At 63.2% G+C, this 19,862-nt stretch carries 16 protein-coding genes; 8 read left to right on the top strand and 8 right to left on the bottom strand.

The window, feature by feature from the left end:
• Positions 1–20: 20 nt before the first annotated feature.
• The 3 genes from N5D48_RS14725 (at position 21) to N5D48_RS14715 (ending at position 4,036) form a co-directional block, all read left to right on the top strand.
• Positions 21–503, top strand: a complete 483-nt coding sequence (locus tag N5D48_RS14725; protein WP_279885489.1) for a sigma-70 family RNA polymerase sigma factor — start codon at positions 21–23, stop codon at positions 501–503.
• The gene (locus N5D48_RS14720; RefSeq protein WP_279885448.1) at positions 500–1,441 is read left to right on the top strand and encodes a FecR domain-containing protein; all 942 of its coding nucleotides are present in this window, start codon (positions 500–502) and stop codon (positions 1,439–1,441) included. The genes N5D48_RS14725 and N5D48_RS14720 overlap by 4 nt, the downstream gene beginning before the upstream one ends.
• 81 nt (positions 1,442–1,522) lie before the next feature.
• Positions 1,523–4,036: a TonB-dependent siderophore receptor gene (locus N5D48_RS14715; protein ID WP_279885444.1), complete on the top strand. Its 2,514-nt coding sequence runs from the start codon at positions 1,523–1,525 to the stop codon at positions 4,034–4,036.
• A gap of 50 nt (positions 4,037–4,086) precedes the next feature.
• Here N5D48_RS14715 and N5D48_RS14710 read toward each other — a convergent pair whose 3' ends face one another.
• From N5D48_RS14710 to N5D48_RS14685, 6 genes are read right to left on the bottom strand one after another with little or no spacing between them, the layout of a single operon-like run.
• Positions 4,087–4,764, bottom strand: a complete 678-nt coding sequence (locus N5D48_RS14710; protein ID WP_279885442.1) for a phenylalanine--tRNA ligase beta subunit-related protein — start codon at positions 4,762–4,764, stop codon at positions 4,087–4,089.
• Entirely contained in the window at positions 4,761–6,002 is a 1,242-nt protein-coding gene (locus N5D48_RS14705; protein ID WP_279885439.1) for an ATP-grasp domain-containing protein, read from the bottom strand. The genes N5D48_RS14710 and N5D48_RS14705 overlap by 4 nt, the downstream gene beginning before the upstream one ends.
• Before the next feature lie 6 nt (positions 6,003–6,008).
• Positions 6,009–7,190: a hypothetical protein gene (locus tag N5D48_RS14700; protein ID WP_279885436.1), complete on the bottom strand. Its 1,182-nt coding sequence runs from the start codon at positions 7,188–7,190 to the stop codon at positions 6,009–6,011.
• Positions 7,191–7,209: 19 nt separating this feature from the next.
• Positions 7,210–7,512, bottom strand: coding sequence for a Rieske 2Fe-2S domain-containing protein (locus N5D48_RS14695; protein ID WP_279885433.1), 303 nt, complete (start codon positions 7,510–7,512; stop codon positions 7,210–7,212).
• Positions 7,509–8,963: an iron-containing redox enzyme family protein gene (locus N5D48_RS14690; protein WP_279885431.1), complete on the bottom strand. Its 1,455-nt coding sequence runs from the start codon at positions 8,961–8,963 to the stop codon at positions 7,509–7,511. Before N5D48_RS14690 ends, N5D48_RS14695 begins: the two co-directional genes overlap by 4 nt.
• 51 nt (positions 8,964–9,014) lie before the next feature.
• On the bottom strand, positions 9,015–9,437 hold the full coding sequence (locus tag N5D48_RS14685; RefSeq protein ID WP_279885429.1) for an AsnC family transcriptional regulator: 423 nt from the start codon (positions 9,435–9,437) through the stop codon (positions 9,015–9,017).
• A 234-nt stretch (positions 9,438–9,671) separates the two neighbouring features.
• On the opposite strand from N5D48_RS14685, the gene N5D48_RS14680 reads away from it, so the two are divergent.
• The 5 genes from N5D48_RS14680 (at position 9,672) to N5D48_RS14660 (ending at position 19,399) form a co-directional block, all read left to right on the top strand.
• A complete protein-coding gene (locus N5D48_RS14680) occupies positions 9,672–11,159 on the top strand; it encodes a YifB family Mg chelatase-like AAA ATPase (protein ID WP_279885426.1) in 1,488 nt (495 codons plus the stop codon).
• Positions 11,160–11,826: 667 nt separating this feature from the next.
• On the top strand, positions 11,827–15,510 hold the full coding sequence (locus N5D48_RS14675) for a hypothetical protein (RefSeq protein ID WP_279885423.1): 3,684 nt from the start codon (positions 11,827–11,829) through the stop codon (positions 15,508–15,510).
• Positions 15,511–16,080: 570 nt separating this feature from the next.
• Positions 16,081–16,332: a DUF2790 domain-containing protein gene (locus N5D48_RS14670; RefSeq protein ID WP_279885421.1), complete on the top strand. Its 252-nt coding sequence runs from the start codon at positions 16,081–16,083 to the stop codon at positions 16,330–16,332.
• A 31-nt stretch (positions 16,333–16,363) separates the two neighbouring features.
• On the top strand, positions 16,364–17,380 hold the full coding sequence (locus tag N5D48_RS14665) for an alpha/beta hydrolase (RefSeq protein ID WP_279885419.1): 1,017 nt from the start codon (positions 16,364–16,366) through the stop codon (positions 17,378–17,380).
• 231 nt (positions 17,381–17,611) lie between these two features.
• The gene (locus N5D48_RS14660; protein WP_279885417.1) at positions 17,612–19,399 is read left to right on the top strand and encodes a monovalent cation:proton antiporter-2 (CPA2) family protein; all 1,788 of its coding nucleotides are present in this window, start codon (positions 17,612–17,614) and stop codon (positions 19,397–19,399) included.
• A gap of 3 nt (positions 19,400–19,402) precedes the next feature.
• Here N5D48_RS14660 and N5D48_RS14655 read toward each other — a convergent pair whose 3' ends face one another.
• Both N5D48_RS14655 and N5D48_RS14650 read right to left on the bottom strand, forming a co-directional pair.
• Positions 19,403–19,687, bottom strand: coding sequence for a HigA family addiction module antitoxin (locus tag N5D48_RS14655; protein WP_279885415.1), 285 nt, complete (start codon positions 19,685–19,687; stop codon positions 19,403–19,405).
• 12 nt (positions 19,688–19,699) lie between these two features.
• On the bottom strand, positions 19,700–19,862 hold a 163-nt coding region (locus N5D48_RS14650; protein WP_279885486.1), incomplete at its 5' end, for a type II toxin-antitoxin system RelE/ParE family toxin.

The following is a 19,862-nucleotide window of genomic DNA, read 5'->3' as shown; positions in this document are numbered from 1 at the left end:
TTCCGCCACCACGCCCGGCCATGGATGCGCTGTACCAGGACCACCACGCCTGGCTGCTGGGCTGGCTGCGGCGACGCCTGCAACATGCCGACAACGCCGCCGACCTGGCCCACGACACCTTCATGCAACTGCTTGGCCGGCCGGAGCTGATCCCGACGCTGCGCCAGCCGCGAGCCTGGCTCAGCAGCGTGGCCAAAGGATTGATGATCGACCGCCAGCGCCGGCACAAGCTGGAGACCGCCTACCTGCAGGCCCTGGCCAACCTGCCGGAACCCGAGGCGCCCTCGGCCGAGCGCCAGCTTATCTTGCTGCAGACGCTGATGCAGATCGACGCCATGCTCGATGGCTTGCCGGCGAAGGTGCGCATGGCCTTCCTGCTGTCGCGCCTGGAAGGCATGAGCTACCAGGAAATCGCCCATCACCTGGGGATCAGCCTGAGCAGTGTCGAGAAGTACATGGTCAAGGCCATCCGCCACTGCTACCTGGCAAGGCTGGAACCATGAGCGACGAGGTGCTCGACCAGGCCATCGGCTGGCTGGTCAGGCTCGAGTCGGCGCAGCATGCGCCGGCGCTGTGTGCCGCCTGCCTGGCCTGGCGCCAGCGCGACCCGCGCCACGAAGCCACCTGGCAGGCCCTGCAGGAAGCCCAGGCCTGCTTCAGCCAGGCCCGCGAGCTGCCCGGTGGCATTGCCCTGCGTGCGTTGACGGCGCCCGAGCGGGCGGAACGCCGGCACGCCCTCAAGCTGCTCACCCTCGGCCTGCTGGGGCTGGGCCTGAGCGGCACGGCACTGCAACACTCGCCGTGGCGCCTGAGCCTGGCCGACCACAGCACCCGTACCGCAGAGCGCCGCCGTGTCCAGCTGGCCGATGGCAGCGAGCTGCAGCTCAACAGCCGCAGTGCGGTCAACGTGCGCTTCAGCGCGACCGAGCGCCTGGTCGAACTGCTTGAAGGGCAGGTCTATGTCCGCGCGCAGGGCGACACCCGGCAACGCCCCCTGTGCGTGACCAGCGCCGAGACCAGCCTGTGGACGTTCGACGCGGCATTCGATGTCTGCCAGGCGCGCGGCAACACGCGCCTGGCCATCGACCAGGGCCAGGTCGCGATCCAGGTGCCCGGGCGAGCCCAGCAACTGGCCAAGGCCGGCGAGCAGTACCGCATCGATCGCCATGGCGCGCAGCCCCTGGCCACTCCCCAGGCCCAGGGCTCAGCCTGGACCCGTGGCCTGCTGATCGCCAGCGACATGCCCCTGGCCGAACTGGCCGAGACCCTGGCCCGCCAGCGCGAAGGCTGGGTCGGCTGCGACCCGGCGGTGGCCGGCCTGCGCGTTTCCGGGGTGTTCCAACTCGACGACACCGACAATGCCCTGCGCAGCCTGGCCCACACCTGGCCGGTGCGCCTGCAATGGCGCACATCGTTGTGGGTGCGCATCCTCCCGGCGTAAAGAAAATCGATTCTCGTTTACGGGTTTTCACCGCTCCTTCGACAAACAGGAAAAACACCTGCCAATTCCCAGGAGCTTCCGATGGATCTGCTGTCCCGCTACCGCCCCACCTTGCTCGCCCAGGCCCTGCTGCTTGGCGCCGGCATCGGCCTGACCCACCCCGTGCTGGCCGAACAGCCGCTGCGCCGTTACGACCTGCCCGCCGCGCCGCTGGCCGAAGCCCTTAACCGCTTCGCCGAGCAGGCCGGCATCAGCCTGCCGTACGACCCGCAGCTGGTGCAGGACAGGCAGGCCAGGCCGGTGCGCGGCCAGTTGCCCACCGACATGGCGTTGTACCTGATGCTTGAAGGCACCGGGCTCAAGGCCGTGCAGGCCGCCGACGGCAACTGGGCGCTGCAGCCCGCCGCCGACAGCGGCGGCGCCCTGGAACTCGGCAGCACGCAGGTTCAGGGGCAAGGCATGGGCCAGGCCACCGAGGGCACGCGCTCCTACACCACCGGGCTGGTCAGCGTGGGTTCGAAGACCCCGACAAGCCTTAAGGACACCCCGCAGTCGGTATCGGTGGTCAGCCGCCAGCTGATCGAGGATCGGCGCATGGTCAGCCTCGACGACGCGATGAAGTTCACCCCCGGCATCACCCTGCGCAACGTCAATTTCAACACCCAGGAATTCATCTCCCGCGGCTTTGCGATCGACAACCTGCAGATCGACGGCACGGCACCGATGGACATCGGCAACGGCCTGGGCACCTTCTACAGCCAGCGCAAGTACGACCTGGCCGCCTACGACCATGTCGAAGTGCTACGGGGCGCCAGCGGCCTGCTCGGTGGCACCGGCAACCCCGGCGGCATCGTCAACCTGGTGCGCAAGCGCCCACTCGATCACTACCAGCTCAAGCTCGAAGCCTCGGCGGGTTCCTGGGACAACTACCGCAGCGAAGTGGATGTCACAGGTCCCCTGGCCTTCGACGGCAAGCTGCGCGGACGGATGGTGGCCGCCTACCAGGACCGCCAGTACTTCTTCGACAACCGCAGCACCGAACGGCCGTTCTTCTATGGCGTGCTCGAGGCCGACGTCAGCGACGCCACCATGCTCACTTTCGGCGGCAGCTACGACAAGGTCCATGAAAACGGCGTGGGCGACGGCCTGCCGCGCTACAGCACCGGCGGCGACCTGAAACTGCCGCGGCATACCTGGTACACCACCAACAGCGCCTGGAACGACAGCTACACCCGCGAGCTGTTCGCCAAGCTCGACCATCGCTTCTCCGATGACTGGAAGCTCAACACCTCCTACACCTATTCGTACAACGAAGGCTCCACCGAAGGCGTGATCCCCTACGGCTCCGTTGACGAGAACAGCAACACCGGCCCCTACTGGTGGGGCAGCTATGTCTCCAGCTGGAGCAAGCAGTCGGTGTTCGACGTCAACCTCTCCGGCACCTTCGACGCCCTCGGCCGCCAGCACGAACTGCTGGTGGGTGGCGACTACCAGGAGGTCACCAGCCGCTGGCGGGCGGCCCAGGGCAAGGTCGGCCTGGGCGGCATGATCGACCTGTGGGACCCGCAGTCGACACCGTTGCCGACCGAGGCCACCAACCATGCCTTCTACCGCGACTACTACCCCAACAAACGCAAGCAGTATGGCCTGTACTCCACCCTGCGCCTGCAGTTGGCCGACCCGCTCAAGCTGGTGATCGGCGCCCGCGCCCAGCGCTATACCTTCGAGCAGGCCTACGCCACGCGCAACCGCGACGGCTCCGGGGACTGGGCTCGCCAGGACCAGGTCTCGCACAGCGAGCCGACCACCCTGGTGCCATTCGGTGGCCTGATCTACGCGCTCGATGACCAGTGGTCGACCTACGTCAGCTACGCCGAGATCTACAAGCCCCAGGCGCAGAAGCTCAAGGGCCCGGAAAAGTCCGGCAGCTCCCTCGACCCGATGACCGGCAAGACCTACGAAACCGGGATCAAGGGCGAGCTGTTCGACGGCGCGCTGAACCTCAGCGCCGCGCTGTTCTACACCAAGCGTGAACACCAGGCGATCAAGGACCCCGCCTACCCCGACTCACCGTTCAGCTACAGCGCCTCCTGCTGCTTCATCGGCCAGGGCAAGGTGGTCAGCAAGGGTATCGACCTGGAGGCCACCGGCGAAGTCCTGCCGGGCTGGGATGTGATCGCCGGCTATACCCTCAACCTGATGGACGACCAGAGCGAGGAGACGCTGTACAGCACCGTCACGCCCAAGCACCTGTTCAAGCTCTGGTCGGTCTACACCCTGCCGGGCGACTGGTCGGCGTGGCGCGTCGGCGCCGGGGTCACCGCCCAGAGCGCCAGCTACGTGGAAGGCAAGGCCTACCGCTTCGACGCCAACTGGAACACCGTGGGCGAAGCCCCGTTCGACTTCAGCCAGAGCGGCTACGCGGTCTACGACGCCATGCTCGAGTACAAGGTCGACGACCACTGGACCCTGGCCTTGAACGGCAACAACCTGTTCGATCGCAAGTACTACGCCAGCGTCGGCACGTCCGAGTACGGCAACTACTACGGTGAGCCGCGCAACTTCGTGCTGACCTTGCGCGGCGTATTCGATTGAAGCGAAGCGGGGCGCCGATGCGCCCCGCCGTGGATGCGTTGGTTCTGGCGCTACGTCTCGAGCACTGTCTCCAGAAAATGCGCCTGCATCTTCGGCATGCTCTGGCCCAACAACTCGATCACCTCGGCGATGCGCGCACGATTGAACGCCGCCGAGGTGCGTTCATGCCCCAGGATCACCACCACCACCCGCTCCACATCCGCGGTGATGCGGTGCCCATGGGAGTCGGCGTCCAGACTGCCCAGCACTGCCAAGGGCTGCCCCTGCACCGCATAGAGCAGGTCGCCGGGCGGCACGTCATGAGCCTTGCGGGCAAACATCGGGTGGATGCGCACCGGTTCCCGGGCACGAAAGACTTCGATGTCCAGGTCCTCATCGAAGCGGTGCGCTCCGATGCTGATGCCGTGCCGAATGGCCACCGCGTTATAGGCATCGACGAGCGTGTTGATCGACTTGACCCCACGCGCGACGAAATTCTTCAGCAGCCGCTCGTTGGCGCTCATCGTTCCTGGGTAGCCCAGGCGCGCCAGCTGACTGGCGAACCCGGTGAACACCGGATCGTCCTCCAATGTGCCCATCCGCTCGGCAATAGCGTTGAGGTTTTCCTGCAGCACCGCAAGATAGGTCGGCTCCTGTGTCACCCGGATATTCGAGATGACCGCCGCACAGGGATTGCTGACACCCACCGCCGCGGCGCATGGGCGAACACGTAGTCTGGCATCGCTCACTGGTCGGTTTCCTGTTCGTTCCACAGCAAGGCACGCAGGCGCTCGGCCCCCGCCGTCACCCCTTCGGCCTGGGCATGGCTGAGCCAGAACAGGCCTGGGCAGGTGGCGAAATCGATCGTCGGAGCCGTGGCCTGCCCTGGCTCGACGAAGTACTTGTGGCCTTTGTAGCCCGCGACCGCCTTGGCCTCGTCGAGCGCGGCAGCCCCAGGCAGCGAGAATGGGCGTCGGCTATCGGCATAGAAAAAGCCGACTTGCCCGTGCGCCACCAGGCTGACCTTGTCGGTCCGTGCATGTACGTCATCACACAGATAGCTTTGCACCGCGAGATCGACCAGGGCCGGATGGTAGGTACTGGTGAACAGCGAAGGCGCGACACCACCATGCAGGCGCGCCCCGGCCTCGATCATGACCGGCCCCTCGTCCGCCCAGATGATCTCCATGTGGATCGGTCCGACCACGATGTCCAACGCCGCTGCCGCCTGGCGTGCGTAGTCGATCAAAGGCTGCAGCTCAGACAACGCGGGGTCGAGGATATCCAGGCTCTCGTAGACGAACTGCCCGCCATTGCGCGCGATCTTCTTGTACTTGCAGACCGAGGCGATCACGTAGCTGGAGCCGAACGCCACCATGTCCACGACATACTCGGGGCCGGCGACGAAAGGCTGGACGATGAAGCCCTGGTTGACCTCGCCAAGGTCGTTGATCTGGTCCCAGCCGGCCACCAGCAGGGCCTGCTGCACACCGGTGCGGCCCTGGGCGAACACCACGCCATCGGTGGCCGCCGAGTTGATCGGCTTGACCACATAGTCGCGATGCTCGTCCAGCCCGTGCAGGCATTCGTTGATTGCGTCGACCGAAGTGACCAGCCGCGACTCGATGTGCGCCAGGTTGCTGTCCTTCAAGGCGGCCTGCATGACGAACTTTTGCCGACGACGCGCACTGCTGGACTCGCGGTTACCGCGCACGCCAAGCTGCTCGGCGATGTGGTCCGCCAGGTAGACCGCTGTCTCACAACCGGCGACCACCGCGCTGACCGGCAAGTCCCTGAACGTCGGCAACAGTGCCTCGTCCCAATAGAAGGTCTCTTCGAAGTCGTCGCTCTGCAGGTCGTTGATGAAATGCGCCGGCAGCTCCCGGGAGGAAATCACTGCGATGCACTTGAAGCCTCGGGCCTTGAACACGGGCGCATAAAGACGCCCGGTCGACAACGGATCCACCAGGATCACGAATTTTTCCATGACTTTTTACTCCGTTGCCACAGAAGGTGAACGAGAAGACGCCAGCTGCCAACCCAGCGCTGCCAGGCCCAGGAGCAACGCGGCGCAAATCATCAGCGGGCGGGCCGCGTCGAGGCCGAACACGCTGGCCGAGGCCAGCAACGTCAGCAACATCGGCGCGGAGCCACTGAGCATCAGGTAGACGAACGCACTCTGCGACGCGAAGGTGTCCGCCGTGGCACTGTCCGCGGCCGCCTCGATCAGGTGTTTGCGCAACGCGATACGCAGGTAGTTGATGGAGAAGCCCAGACCAAAGGTGGCGATGCCAATCAGCACCGTGCTCTGCGCGAACACGATCAGCGCGTCGGCCGCGACGATGAACGCCAGGCACAGCAGATACGGTAGACGCACTCGGGTCAGCACGGCGGCGCTGAAGGCGCCGAGCCCGGCGAGCCCGCTGGCGATGCCGAACTGCGCGGCGCTCCAGCTGTTGAGTTGCTGGAACACGATCGGCACCAGGCTGTTGAAGGCACCGATATGGAAGCCGATCATGCCCAGCGCAACGATGAGCATGACGATCTTGCCGGGTATCGCCTGGCGCGCAGGGCGCGACTCGACCGACACGCTGTCGCCCTCCTCTGGCTGCTGATGCTCATCGAGCACGAAAGCCAACGCCAGCGAACCGATGGCCACCAGGGAGATACCCTGCAGCACGGCCGTCAGGCTGAAGGCATCGACCACCACGCCCCCTAGCAAGGCGCCGCCGAACGCGCCGATCTGGATCGACGTCTGCATCAGCCGCGACGACGCGTCGCTGCTCAGCTTTCCGGCCAGGACCAGCTTGGTGTTGCTGGCTTCCAGGGTGCTGATGGTGAAGTAGTCGGTCATGCCGACCAGGAAGGCTATCAGCAGGAAGCCCACCGGGACCTGGATCACCGAGGTCAGGCTCAGCAGCCCCACCGCGGCGAAGATGATCAGACGGGTGAGTACCAGCCGCCGCATGCTCAGGGTCACGCGCCCGAAACGGGCCATGACACGCTCGACGATATAGGGCACCAGAGTCGCCACGCACAGCGTGGTCCCCAGCAGCACCGCCGACCCGGTAACTTTCAGCCCGTACCAGACCATGGCGATGACCATGGCCATGTCGAGGGCGGTGAACAAAGTGACCGTCGCGTAGAAGGTCGTGAGGGATGTCTTGGTCTTCATTGGCCTGCTCCTTGGTGGCTCACAGCACTTGCCAGGTTTCGACTGGCACGGCGTGGGGCACGATGAACGACAACTGATTGCCGACCCTCACGCTGACCAGTGCCTTGCGCTCCAGCCGACAAGTCTTGTAGGGGATGTCATGCCACGGGCAGACGATGTCCTGGCCATCGCCGGAGGCCTTGCCCAGGTGCAGGGGGCCGCCCCGGTGCGGGCAGGTCGCGGGCAGGAACTGCGCGCCTTTCGGCCCGCTGTTGCGGAAGTACAGGGTCTCGCCCACCTGCACCCGGTTGATCGCCGCGTCTGGGCTGTGGAAAACCTTCATGCCTGCGCTCCCAGGGCCGTCACCGAATAATCGCAGCTGTCACTGAGCACCAAGGTGCCATGCAGCATGCCCTTGGGGATCACGATGCCTTCGCCGGCATTGAGCACGATCTTCTGTTCAGGACCGGCGACGAACTCCAGCTGCCCCTCTTCGACCCAGAACAGTTCGTCGACAGGGTGGACGTGGGTGACCGACAGCTCGCCGCGCAGCTCCTTGAAGAACATGTCGGGCGTGCGCAGCGGGCGCAACGCCGCGGCCTGGGCCTGGCATTCGGCCAGACGGTCATGCCAGTGAATATGGCTGTACATTTCCGCATCCGCCTTGTCCTGCAGCAGCCGGAACTCCTCGAAGCCACGCAGCAGGTCGGGAATGATGGCGTCGCCATATTGCTTCACCAGCGGAATGATCAACTTGTGCAGCGCCATGCGGCCATGGTGCACATCGATATGATTGTGCTCGTCGAAATAAAGCGTCGGCACGCTGCCAGCGAATACGTCCTTGATCGCGCGCGACTGATGGCGCGTGGTGAAGGCCAGTGTCGCCTCGGTGAAATACATGGCGCCAATATAGCGGAACAGCGAGCCATGGTTGGCGGACACATAATGGAAGTAATTGATCAGCGCGAGCGAAGAAGCGCTATAGAACTGCCAATAGTGATGAATATGGTGTGACAACCCGGCCTGCTTCAACATTTCTTCGAAAATGGAACTGTGTTTCTTCTCGTCGACGCCATAGCCATATTCATCGATGAGTATCTTGAACAGTTCACTGGTATGGCTGCCAAAGTTACCCAATACATTGCGCGCCATGGCCGAGGCTTCGCTCAGGAAATCGCCGGCGCACTGCACCAGGAAGTACCTGGCCGCCTGCTGCGGATTCCGGCTGCCGGTCAGTTCCCGGTGCAGGCTGGATTCACCCTTGGCGATGTCGTCGAGCACCTGCTGGGTGTGGGTCAGGAATGCGTCCAGGCACCAAGGGCCGCTGATGTCGACTTCCTTTTCCAGCCAATCGAAGACGAAATGCTCCAGTGCCGGGCGAATGAGCTTGCCGCAGGCCGCCAGCTCCGGATCGTAGAAGCTCTTGAACTCCTGCAGGTCCAGTTTGTTCGGCGCCTGGGGCAGGAATACCAGGTCTTGCTCATAGATATTCAACAACAAGCGCTGCGCCAGCAGATAGTTGTTACTCGCCAGGTCATTGACCGACGCCGAATCATTCAACAGCGACTCGCTGATGTCCTGCGGGCGACTGGGGCGAAAGAACGGTGAATGACTATAAAAGCGAGTGGCGGAAGAGAAGTGCGAAGAACCGCCATAAAAACTCAGTGCCTGAAACAGATGATTACCGACACTATCATGCTGCTGATTTTTGATTGTCCCTATCATTACCCAACCCGTCCATTGAGAACAAAGAACCAAGAGTTGGGCAATTCTAACAACGCGTCCAAATAGCAAGTAAGTGCAAAAACGCAGGTGTCGATAGTAATTTTCACTATCCGTTAGTCATTATTGCCACACCTTCAGAACCGGGTTGACGACGATCTCGGCGACAGCCTCCAGCGCCGTGATGCGCTCCTTCAGCTGCATCAGTTCCTCGAACCGTACGTAGTTCACTTCCAGGATCATGTCGAGCTCGCCGAAGATCGAGTAGCCGCGCACCACGCCCGGCATCACTTTCAGCAAGGGGAAGACCTCATGGCACTTCTTGTCCCTGAAGGTCAGCAGGAGAAACGCCGTCTGGTTGCTGGATCGCACGTCCTGCGCCAGTTCGATGGTGAACTTGAGGATCTTGCCGCTCTCCAGCAGCCGGTTGATACGCGATTCGACGGCAGTCCGCGACTTGTGTACCCGGCGAGCGATCTCGGCCAGGCTGGTGCGGGCGTTATGCTTCAGGATCTGAAGGATCTGCTCATCCGTTTTGTCGATCATCGTTTCTCTATCCAGGCTTTTATTGGCACGCGTGCCAGCGCCGGGATCGGCTGGCGGTGGCACGACATTTTCGAGGCATGATGCTCGGCAGCCCCGCCGACAGCAAGCAGCCCGCGCCGTGACCGCGCCTTGCGAAAAACCCCGATGCATTCTTTCCGGCCTCAGCCCGGCGCACGCCACTAAGCTTTGCCGGGCCGCAGGACGCGGCCTTTGCCAGTCAGCACGGAGTGTTCCATGTCCCTCGCCCTTGTCCACAGCCGCGCCCAGGTCGGCGTGCAGGCGCCCGCCGTGAGCGTCGAAACCCACCTGGCCAACGGCCTGCCCACCCTCACCCTGGTCGGCCTGCCGGAGGCCACGGTCAAGGAGAGCAAGGATCGGGTGCGCAGCGCCATCGTCAATTCCGGGCTGGACTACCCCGCCCGGCGCATCACCCAGAACCTCGCCCCCGCCGACCTGCCCAAGGACGGTGGCCGCTACGACCTGGCCATCGCCTTGGGCATCCTCGCCGCCAATGGCCAGGTGCCGGTGGGCATGCTCGGTGATATCGAATGCCTGGGCGAACTGGCCCTGTCCGGCGCGCTGCGCCCGGTGAACGGCGTGCTGCCCGCCGCGCTGGCGGCTCGGGACGCCGGCAGGGCCCTGGTAGTGCCCCGGGAGAACGCCGAAGAGGCCTGCCTGGCCAGCGGCCTTGTGGTGTATGCGGTGGGTCATCTGCAAGAGCTGGTGGCCCACCTCAACGGGCAGCCGACGTTGTCTCCCTACGCGGCCAACGGCCTGTTGCTGGAGCAACGCCCTTATCCCGACCTCAGCGAAGTCCAGGGCCAGTTCGCGGCCAAGCGCGCCCTGCTGGTGGCCGCGGCCGGCGCGCACAACCTGCTGTTCACCGGCCCGCCGGGCACCGGCAAGACCCTGCTCGCCAGCCGCCTGCCTGGGCTGCTGCCACCGCTGGACGAGCGCGAGGCGCTGGAGGTGGCGGCGATTCGCTCGGTCAGCGGCCATGCCCCGCTCGACTGCTGGCCACAGAGGCCATTTCGCCATCCGCACCACTCCGCCTCCGGCCCGGCACTAGTGGGCGGTGGCAGCCGCCCGCAGCCCGGCGAGATCACCCTGGCGCACCATGGCGTCTTGTTTCTCGACGAGTTGCCCGAATTCGAACGGCGTGTGCTGGAGGTGCTGCGCGAGCCGCTGGAGTCCGGCGAGATCGTGGTGGCCCGGGCCAAGGATCGGGTGCGCTTTCCAGCGCGCTTTCAGCTGGTGGCGGCGATGAACCCCTGCCCCTGCGGCTACCTGGGCGACCCCACCGGCCGCTGCCGTTGCAGCAGCGAGCAAATCCAGCGCTACCGCAACAAGCTCTCCGGCCCCTTGCTCGACCGCATCGACCTGCACCTGACGGTGGCCCGGGAAAGTACCGTGCTGACCCATCAGCCCAGCGGCGAGACCAGCGCCAGCGTTGGCCTGCAGGTAGCCGAGGCACGGCAGCTGCAACAACGCCGACAGGGCTGCGCCAATGCGTTTCTCGACCTCAAGGGGTTGCGCCGACACTGCCCGCTGGAACCTGTTGACCAGGCCTGGTTGGAGCAGGCCTGCGAACGCCTGACGCTGTCGCTGCGGGCAGCGCACCGGCTACTGAAGGTCGCCCGCACACTGGCGGACCTCGAGGGGGCGCATGCCATTGCCAGGCGGCATCTGGCGGAGGCGTTGCAGTACCGACCCAGTGCCTGACTCGCCGACATGCATTGTTTGCCAACGGTCGAGAAGCGCCAGCGTCGGTAATCACAGCTTCAGAGTGCCGAGATCGAGGTCGAGCCTGTCATGCCCACCGCATGCAAAAGGTCATAGGCACGGACATGAAATGCTGATCTGGCAGTTGAACATGATGTCACCGGCAACACGCGGTTTGGTGCCCTCCCGGAAGTTGCAAATAGGTATCATTACACATAACATGCGGTCCCATCCTGGTTTCGAGTCGCATGATGCGAGCAGCCTGATCCAGCGTTTTCATGGAGCGAAGAATTTTGCCGCAAATACCCCCTCTCCTCTCATGCCTGCCTGAGAGAGCCCCTGCCTTATTTCCAATATGCCGAAGACCTGCCTTGGGCACCAAGCAAGCACAATCGAATAACTACCAATACAAATAAGATGTATTGACTTGGCACATGTTCCAATTAGGCACCTGCATTACGAACGCATGCGAAATAAATCTTAGGCATGGTGCCGATTTAATATTTTAAATCCGGCAAGCACGCTTCCTTACACACTACGCCACGCCAAACTCGCTCATAATCCCGGGAAGCCTCAGCCAGAAGAGTTACAGGTCACAAATAGCCACTAACAGCGCACATGAAGCATCAGCCCGTGCAAGACCTAGATCATGGAGTTAGGATCTACTATGAAACGCCGTAACATTCGTATGCTTTTTGCTACTTTGCTAGCCTGCCAGGTTGGACCTGGCATGGCTGCCGAGTGGAATGCCGCCGCTGCCGCACCCAAGCTGGACAAGTTTTTCTCGCTGGCGAAACTAGACACCAACGATGTAGACCGTTGGACCGGTGGGTTGCGATTGAAATATGTAGATGTTTCAATTCCTGGCCCTGCGGGCATGGATATCGAAGTCGTTCGATCGTATGACAGCAACTCGCTCTCGACGAACTCAACCACTACCTATCTTCAGTCCTTCAACTGGGCCGCATTGGGACCTGGCTGGCGACTGTCATCCAGCCCACGCATTTACTCTGAAAACAACTTCAGCATCCTGTGGCAGCCTGCCACCAATCAATACAGAGGCGCGAACTACCATAATGTAGGACTGCATATGTTATGCAGCGGTGCAGCCGTGCCTAGCGGCGCATCGGAAGGTAATGCCAACAGCACGCAAAACACCATTTTCATCGAAACCCCTAATGGGGATGTTGAACGCCTCTACCTGGCGGGAAACTATACCGCCTACTCCAAGGGGAACTGGAAAGCCACTTGCACCGGTGGCAACCTCAGCGCGTACTCGCCCGACGGCAGGCACTATAGTTTCGGCGCATTCTCCAACTCGAAGATTGGCAGGGTCTTCTACAACAACCTGGACCGGATCCTGACTGGTCCAGACCGTATGCCCACCGAGCCGCCGGTCAAGACCATCACCTACCTGGATGCCTTGTCTGCCACGGATGCCTCCGGGAACACGTTAACGTTCACCTATAAAGACCTTGGAAAACCGATTCCCAAGTGGCCCATACCTGGCGTTAGCAAATATCCCACTTTTGAAGGAATATCTGGCGAGCGCCCTTCGTACTTCGAACTCCCCACAAGCGTGCTGACAAGTATTAAGTCGAGCGATGGCAGATCGCTTGAATTGAGCTACGACAGCACGACCGGCCGGCTTTTGTCCATGGTCGACCAGCAGGGCAACACCTGGAGTTACGCGTACTCTGCAGACTCTGCGAGCGCCAGTTCCGCGCTTTCAAAAGTCACGCTGCCAGGCGGTGAGTACAGCTGGTCCTATACCTATTACGGCGGCGCTTACCAATTTGCCTTGTCCGACCAGAGAAATACCGTCACCCCCATCAACCCACTCAACACCGACACCATCAGCCGCAGAAAACTATCCAGTGTCAGAAACCCTTTAGGCGGTGTTACCTCATACACCTATGGCCATCAATATTTTTCAACCAACAGCCATACAAAAACCAACGTATACGTAGCCAAGAAAGAACTTTCCGACGGGTCGGTCTGGCAGTACTCGTATACCCGCGGTGGCGTCGGCGCCTATGACACGACCACGATCAAAGGCCCAGCAGGAACAGAGGTCTATCAGTTCTATGGGTTTGGCTACGTTGCAGATGCGCCATCGGGGTTCGAGAACAACCTCTGGCGAGTGGGCCTGCCGGTCTCCATCACACGCGGCGATCGCTACTCCGAAACGTACACATACCAGAAGCGTGTTTTTCTCGACAAAACGTTGAACATGATGGAGCTTGGCTTTTTCCTTGATGAGAAAGTCTGGGCTGGCGACATTGAATCCAGGAGCATCAATGCTGATGGCGCCTTATTCACGACCCGTTATACAAACTACGATGAGTATGGAAAACCGGGTGTAAAAGTCGAAACAGGGCCAGGCGGCGGTACTCGAACGACCACCTACACCTACCATAACGATCCAAGCAAATGGATCATCGGCAAGCCCAAAAGCGAAAACTCCCAAGCGGGGGCCTCGAGCTGGTCCTACGATGCCTCCGGACGCATGCTCAGTGAAACACGCGACGGCGTGACCACCTCGTACACCTACGATGGCCTCGGCAACCTCGCCAGCAAAACACTGCCTGGCAACCACGTGCATAGCTATTCCAACTACAAGCGCGGCATCTCCCAGACCGAAGTTCAGCCCGAAGGTGTCACGCTCACTCGCGTCGTCGATGACGGCGGCAACGTCACTGCCCTGACCAACGGTGAAGGAAAGACGACCCGCTTTACCTACGATGGCTTGAGACGCGTAACCGCAGAGACACCCCCGCTGGGCAACGCTGAAATCACCACCTATGCAGCCACCAGCAAAACCATCGCGCGCGGCAATTTGCTCGAAGTTGTCCAGTATGACCCGTTCGGTCGTGTCGCCAGCGTCGCACTGGGCGGCATCACCACCCGTTATGCCTATGACGGCCTTGGCCGTCGCACCTTCGTTTCCGACCCTGGGGCCACGACGGGCACTCACTACCAGTACGACGTCCTTGGTCGTGTCATCCGCGTGACCAACGCCGACAACAGCTACAAAACCATCGCTTATGGCGCGGCGACTCGCGCCATCACCGACGAGCGAGGCAAGACCACCACCGAAACCTATCGAGGTTACGGCAATCCGAACCAATCGCAATTGATGGCCATCAGCGCCCCCGAGCCAAGCGCAAACATCGTCCTCACCCGTGATGCGGCAAACCGTGTCACCTCGGTCACGCAGGGGGGCCTCACCCGCACCTACGGCTACAACGCCAACGGTTATCTGACCAGCACATCCAACCCGGAAACCGGTCAGACCGTGTATGGCCGTGACGCGGCCGGCAACATGATCAGCAAGCAGGTCGGAGCCTCCGGCATTACCCGTTATGGCCATGATGGCCAGAACCGCCTCAAAAGCGTGATCTACCCTGGGACGACCCCCGCCGTCAGCAACACCTACGACAAGACCGGCAAGCTTCTGGCCAGCACCAGCAGCGGTGGCAATCGAACCATGGCCTATGACGCCGCGGGTAACCTGCTCCAGCAGAGCCTGACCCTCGACGGCAAGACCTTCACCGCCAGCTACGGCTACAACGCCAACAACCAGCTCGCCAGCATCACCTACCCGCAGTCCGCGAGGGTGGTCAATTACGCCCCGGATGCCCTCGGCCGCCCGACGATGGTGTCTGGCTACGTCAGCAACGTCAGCTACTGGCCCTCTGGGATGATCAACCAGATCACCTATGCCAACGGCACCACGACCACCTACACCCAGACGCCAAGGCTGTGGCCGGCGACCTTCGCCACCGCCAAGACCGGCGGCGCCACCTATGGCAGCAGCGCCTACACGTACGACAGTACCGGCAACCTGACGACCATCCACGACGCCCTCGACAGTAGCTTCAACCGCACGCTCGATTACGACGGCATCAACCGCCTGACCGGTGCCGCGGGCTACTGGGGGGCAGGCAGCATCAGCTATGACGGCGTCGGCAACCTGCTCAAGCAGACCTATGGCGCAACCAGCCTCAATTACGCCTATGACGCCCAGAACCGCCTGGCCTCGGTCAGTGGCCAGCGCGCCGGCGGCTTCGCCTACGACGCCTACGGCAACATCGCCAGCAGCGCAGGCACCACCTACACCTATGACGACGTGCCCAACCTGGTGTGCATCAATTGCGCCGTGGCCGCCAGCAAGGTCGAGTACCAGTACGACGCCGCCAATCAACGCAGCAGCGTGACCAAGGCCGGACGCAAGGTGTACGAAATGCATGATATCGACGGCAAGCAGCTCATCGAACTCGATGGCGCGACCCTTACCGAGTACATCTACCTCGGCGACAAACGTATCGCCGAACGCGTCAGCCCTTGAGGGATGCCTGATGCTGCCGGCAACCTGAAATGGAAGGAGAGCGACAAACCCTATGGCGACAAGCTGACCCGTTCAGCGGCCAGCGGGTTACTGCAGTTCACGCGGTAACTCTGTGCTGGCGCCCTACACCAGCCTGACAAGATGAGCATGCGGGCTTCGTGATGTCACGGAGCTCCGCATTTCGACGGCCAGCCGTGAGCGCATGGGCCGCTGGCAACGCTTGGCGATAGGCTGACGCAGTCATTGCGCAAGCATTGCAATGCCGCCCTAGAGCACCTGGTTCTGCCTCAAAAGCACGGCGCGGTCCCTGTGGGAGCGGGTTTACCCGCGAAACAGGCACCGCGGTGCTTGGCACCAGCTACGCGGGTGCTCGCGCAAGACCCGCCGCCACAGAACCAAACTAAGCCACCAACTCATACACAGCTGCATCGCGGCCAAGACCTCTCTCCAAGACACTCTCGATCAGCGTCATAGTGGAAATTTATTTTGCACGCTAAATATTAGCGCGCAATATTCGACTCAAGCAGCAAGCAGTCGCCAATCCCACTCAGCAGAACCTGGAGAACGATCATGACCCTTCGCAAAGCCTTCGCCCTCACCGTCACCACCCTGGCCCTCGGCACCAGCGCCGCCAGCTTCGCCAGCGAAGCCACCCCGTACCGCTACGGCATGGATCTGGACATCGCCAAGGTCGTCAGCGTCGATGCACCCGCCAGTGCTCAAGGCCAGGCCAGCACCGCCACCCTGACCTACCGCGACAGCAGCGGCCAGTTGCGCGCCGTGAGCTACGTGCAACCCACCGTCCTCGCCAACCAGAACTGAGCCGCGACTCACCCGCCAAAGGAGCTAGAACATGAAACTGTCCCACACCCTGACCGCAGGCCTGCTGGCCCTCGCCGTGAACAGCGCCTTCGCCGCCGGCAGCCCCGGCGTCGAGCACACCACCCAGGGCTTCCTCGAGGCCCTGGCCGCTGGTGGCGGCAAGCCGCTGGAAACCCTCTCGCCCAAGGATGCCCGCGCGGTACTGAGCGGGGCCCAGGCCGGGGTGAAGGTCGATGTGTCGGGGATCCGCGTCGAACGCCGGACCATCCAGGCCGACGGCCAGCCGCTGGAGATCCGCGTGGTGCGGCCCGAAGGCGCCAAGGGTGAACTGCCAGTGTTCATGTTCTTCCACGGCGGCGGCTGGGTGCTAGGCGACTACCCCACCCACGAACGCCTGATCCGTGACCTGGTGGTGGGCTCCGGTGCGGCGGCGGTGTACGTCGACTACACGCCATCGCCGGAAGCCAGGTTCCCCACCGCGATCAACCAGGCCTATGCCGCCACCCGCTGGGTCGCCGAGCACGGCCAGGAGATCGGCGTGGATGGCAGCCGCCTGGCGGTGGCCGGCAACAGCGTCGGCGGCAACATGGCTGCGGTGGTGGCGATCAAGGCCAAGGAGGCCGGCACGCCGAAGCTGCGCTTCCAGGCCCTGCTGTGGCCGGTGACCGACGCCAACTTCAACAACGCGTCGTATAACCAGTTCGCCGAAGGCCACTTCCTGACCCGCAACATGATGCAGTGGTTCTGGAACAACTACACCACCGACCCGCGCCAGCGCGACGACATCCATGCCTCGCCGCTGCGCGCCAGTCTCGAGCAGTTGAAAGGCCTGCCGCCGGCCCTGGTGCAGACCGCCGAGATGGATGTGCTGCGCGACGAAGGCGAAGCCTATGCCCGCAAGCTGGACGCCGCCGGGGTACCGGTGACCGCCGTGCGCTACAACGGCCTGATCCATGACTACGGCCTGCTCAACGTACTGAGCAGCGTGCCCAGTGTGCGCAGTGCCATGGACCAGGCAGCGCAGGCCTTGAAAACCCATCTGCAATAAGTAGCCGATAACCATCGCGGGGCAAGCCCGCTCCCACGCAAGGATTAAGACCTGCGTGGGAGCGGGCTTGCCCCGCGATGGATTCGGCAAAGGTCCCACTTTCAGAACGCTGCTTCCTGTAACCCCGGGATTGTCCTGTTTCGCTCCCCGCCCGAAAATGCCCGCCTCTTTCATCGATGGCATAAGCTGTTGCATCAATCGCTGCCGCACGCAGTTCAAGGAGTCCGAGCAATGCCACACGAAGGCAGCCTTCTACAAACCGCCGTCATCTTCCTCCTCGCCGCCGTGGTCGCCGTGCCCCTGGCCAAGCGCCTGCAACTGGGCGCCGTGCTCGGCTACCTGCTGGCCGGCGTGGCCATCGGCCCGCAGGCCCTGGGACTGATCCGCGACACCGAGAGCGTCGCGCACATCTCCGAGCTGGGCGTTGTCCTGCTGCTGTTCATCATCGGCCTGGAGCTGTCGCCCCGGCGCCTGTGGCTGATGCGCAAGTCGGTGTTCGGCGTCGGCACCGCGCAGGTGGTCCTGACCGGCGCGGCGCTCGGCGCCATCGCCCTGTTCGGCTTCAGCCAAAGCCTGCCGGCGGCCATCGTGCTCGGCCTGGGCCTGGCGCTGTCGTCCACCGCCCTGGGCCTGCAGAGCCTGGCCGAGAGCAAGCAGCTCAACGCGCCCCACGGCCGCCTGGCCTTCGCCATCCTGCTGTTCCAGGACATCGCCGCGATCCCGCTGATCGCCCTGGTGCCGCTGCTGGCCGCCAGCGGCCCGGACACCAGCCAAGGCGACAGCTTCGAACATGGCCTGAAGGTGTTCGCCAGCATCGCCATCGTCATCGTCGGCGGCCGCTACCTGCTGCGCCCGCTGTTTCGCACCGTCGCCCGCACCGGCCTGCCGGAGGTGTCCACCGCCACCGCGTTGCTGGTGGTGATTGGCACTGCCTGGCTGATGGAGGAAGCCGGTATTTCCATGGCCCTGGGCGCCTTCCTCGCCGGCCTGCTGCTGGCCGACTCCGAGTACCGCCACGAACTGGAAGCGCAGATCGAACCGTTCAAGGGCCTGCTGCTGGGGCTGTTCTTCATCAGTGTCGGCATGGGCGCCAACCTGCGTCTGCTGCTGGAAATGCCGCTGGTGCTGCTGGGCATGACCGTGCTGTTGATCGCGGTGAAACTGGTGCTGCTGATCGGCGTCGGCCGCATCGCCGGGGGCCTGAACAGCGCCAGCGCCCTGCGCCTGGGCATGGTGCTGGCGGCCGGTGGCGAATTTGCCTTCGTGGTGTTCAAGCTGGGCAAGGACCAGGGCCTGTTCGACACCCTGACCTACGACCTGCTGCTGATGACCATCACCCTGTCGATGGCCCTCACCCCGCTGCTGATGATCGGCTGCGCCCGCGCCCTCAAGCGCCCGCAACCGGCCCGGGAAGTGCCCGAGCAGTACAAGCAGATCGACGCCGGCACGCCACGGGTGGTGATCGTCGGCATGGGCCGCATGGGCCAGATCGTCGCGCGCATCCTGCGGGCGCAGAAGATCCCCTTCGTCGCCCTGGAAACCTCGGTGGACACCATCGAGATGACCCGCATGTTCGAGCAGGTGCCGGTGTTCTACGGCGACCCGTCGCGCACCGAGGTGTTGCATGCGGCCAAGGTCGGCGATGCGGAGTACGTGATCATCACCATCGACGACCCCGAGGCCGCGACCCGCACCGCGGAGCGGGTCAAGCGCCTGTACCCGCACCTGAAGGTCATCGCCCGGGCACGCAACCGCCAGCATGTGCACAAGCTGGTGGACGTGGGCGCCGAGCCGATTCGCGAGACTTACCATTCCAGCCTGGAGATGAGCCGGCGGGCGCTGGTCGGGCTGGGGCTGACGGAGGCCCAGGCGGCGGATCGCATCGCCCGCTTCACCGAGCATGACGAGCAGGTGCTGGAGGCCCAGGGGCATGTGCGCGATGACCGGGCCAAGGTGATGCAGACGGCCAAGGAAGCGCGGGTGGAGCTGGAGCGGTTGTTTGCGTCGGATGAGGATTGACGCTCAGGCTAACGCCAGCCGCTCGATGGGTGGATGCTCGCGGTGCGCGGCCTGCCACAGGTCGTAGGCCGCCTGCTCGGCCAGATACTGCCGGGCACTGCCAAGACCGGCCAGTTCGAGGCGATAGGCCAGGTCGGCTGAAATGGCTGCATGGCCGTTGAGCACTGTGGATAACTGACCACGTGAATAGCCAAGGTGGCGGGCCAGGGAAGAGACGTTCATGCCGATGGCGGGCAGGACGTCTTCGCGCAGGGCTTCGCCGGGGTGGGGTGGGTTGTGCATAGGCATGGTTTCAGCCCCTTAGTGATAGTCCAGATAATCGACCAGCTCGACATCAGTACCGATAAAACGGAACACCAAACGCCAGTTGCCCGAAACATTTACGGCCCAGAAGGTGTTCAACTGCCCCCGCAACGGATGAAGACGGTTGCCTGGACGGTCCAGGTCCGAAGGGCTTTGCGCG

The sequence above is a fragment of the Pseudomonas sp. GD03858 genome (assembly GCF_029840925.1).
Classification (GTDB): Bacteria; Pseudomonadota; Gammaproteobacteria; order Pseudomonadales; family Pseudomonadaceae; genus Aquipseudomonas.
Note: the sequence above shows the minus strand (reverse complement) of the source record. Positions and strands in the feature narration are given on the sequence as shown.

What these genes read in the sequence shown, in the direction of transcription:
- N5D48_RS14655 (WP_279885415.1), bottom strand. Translation starts at nt 19,687, where the DNA reads ATGCCTATGCACAACCCACCCCACCCCGGCGAAGCCCTGCGCGAAGAC.
- N5D48_RS14670 (WP_279885421.1), top strand. Translation starts at nt 16,081, where the DNA reads ATGACCCTTCGCAAAGCCTTCGCCCTCACCGTCACCACCCTGGCCCTC.
- N5D48_RS14680 (WP_279885426.1), top strand. Translation starts at nt 9,672, where the DNA reads ATGTCCCTCGCCCTTGTCCACAGCCGCGCCCAGGTCGGCGTGCAGGCG.
- N5D48_RS14665 (WP_279885419.1), top strand. Translation starts at nt 16,364, where the DNA reads ATGAAACTGTCCCACACCCTGACCGCAGGCCTGCTGGCCCTCGCCGTG.
- N5D48_RS14715 (WP_279885444.1), top strand. Translation starts at nt 1,523, where the DNA reads ATGGATCTGCTGTCCCGCTACCGCCCCACCTTGCTCGCCCAGGCCCTG.
- N5D48_RS14695 (WP_279885433.1), bottom strand. Translation starts at nt 7,512, where the DNA reads ATGAAGGTTTTCCACAGCCCAGACGCGGCGATCAACCGGGTGCAGGTG.
- N5D48_RS14720 (WP_279885448.1), top strand. Translation starts at nt 500, where the DNA reads ATGAGCGACGAGGTGCTCGACCAGGCCATCGGCTGGCTGGTCAGGCTC.
- N5D48_RS14725 (WP_279885489.1), top strand. Translation starts at nt 21, where the DNA reads ATGGATGCGCTGTACCAGGACCACCACGCCTGGCTGCTGGGCTGGCTG.
- N5D48_RS14705 (WP_279885439.1), bottom strand. Translation starts at nt 6,002, where the DNA reads ATGGAAAAATTCGTGATCCTGGTGGATCCGTTGTCGACCGGGCGTCTT.
- N5D48_RS14685 (WP_279885429.1), bottom strand. Translation starts at nt 9,437, where the DNA reads ATGATCGACAAAACGGATGAGCAGATCCTTCAGATCCTGAAGCATAAC.
- N5D48_RS14700 (WP_279885436.1), bottom strand. Translation starts at nt 7,190, where the DNA reads ATGAAGACCAAGACATCCCTCACGACCTTCTACGCGACGGTCACTTTG.
- N5D48_RS14660 (WP_279885417.1), top strand. Translation starts at nt 17,612, where the DNA reads ATGCCACACGAAGGCAGCCTTCTACAAACCGCCGTCATCTTCCTCCTC.
- N5D48_RS14675 (WP_279885423.1), top strand. Translation starts at nt 11,827, where the DNA reads ATGAAACGCCGTAACATTCGTATGCTTTTTGCTACTTTGCTAGCCTGC.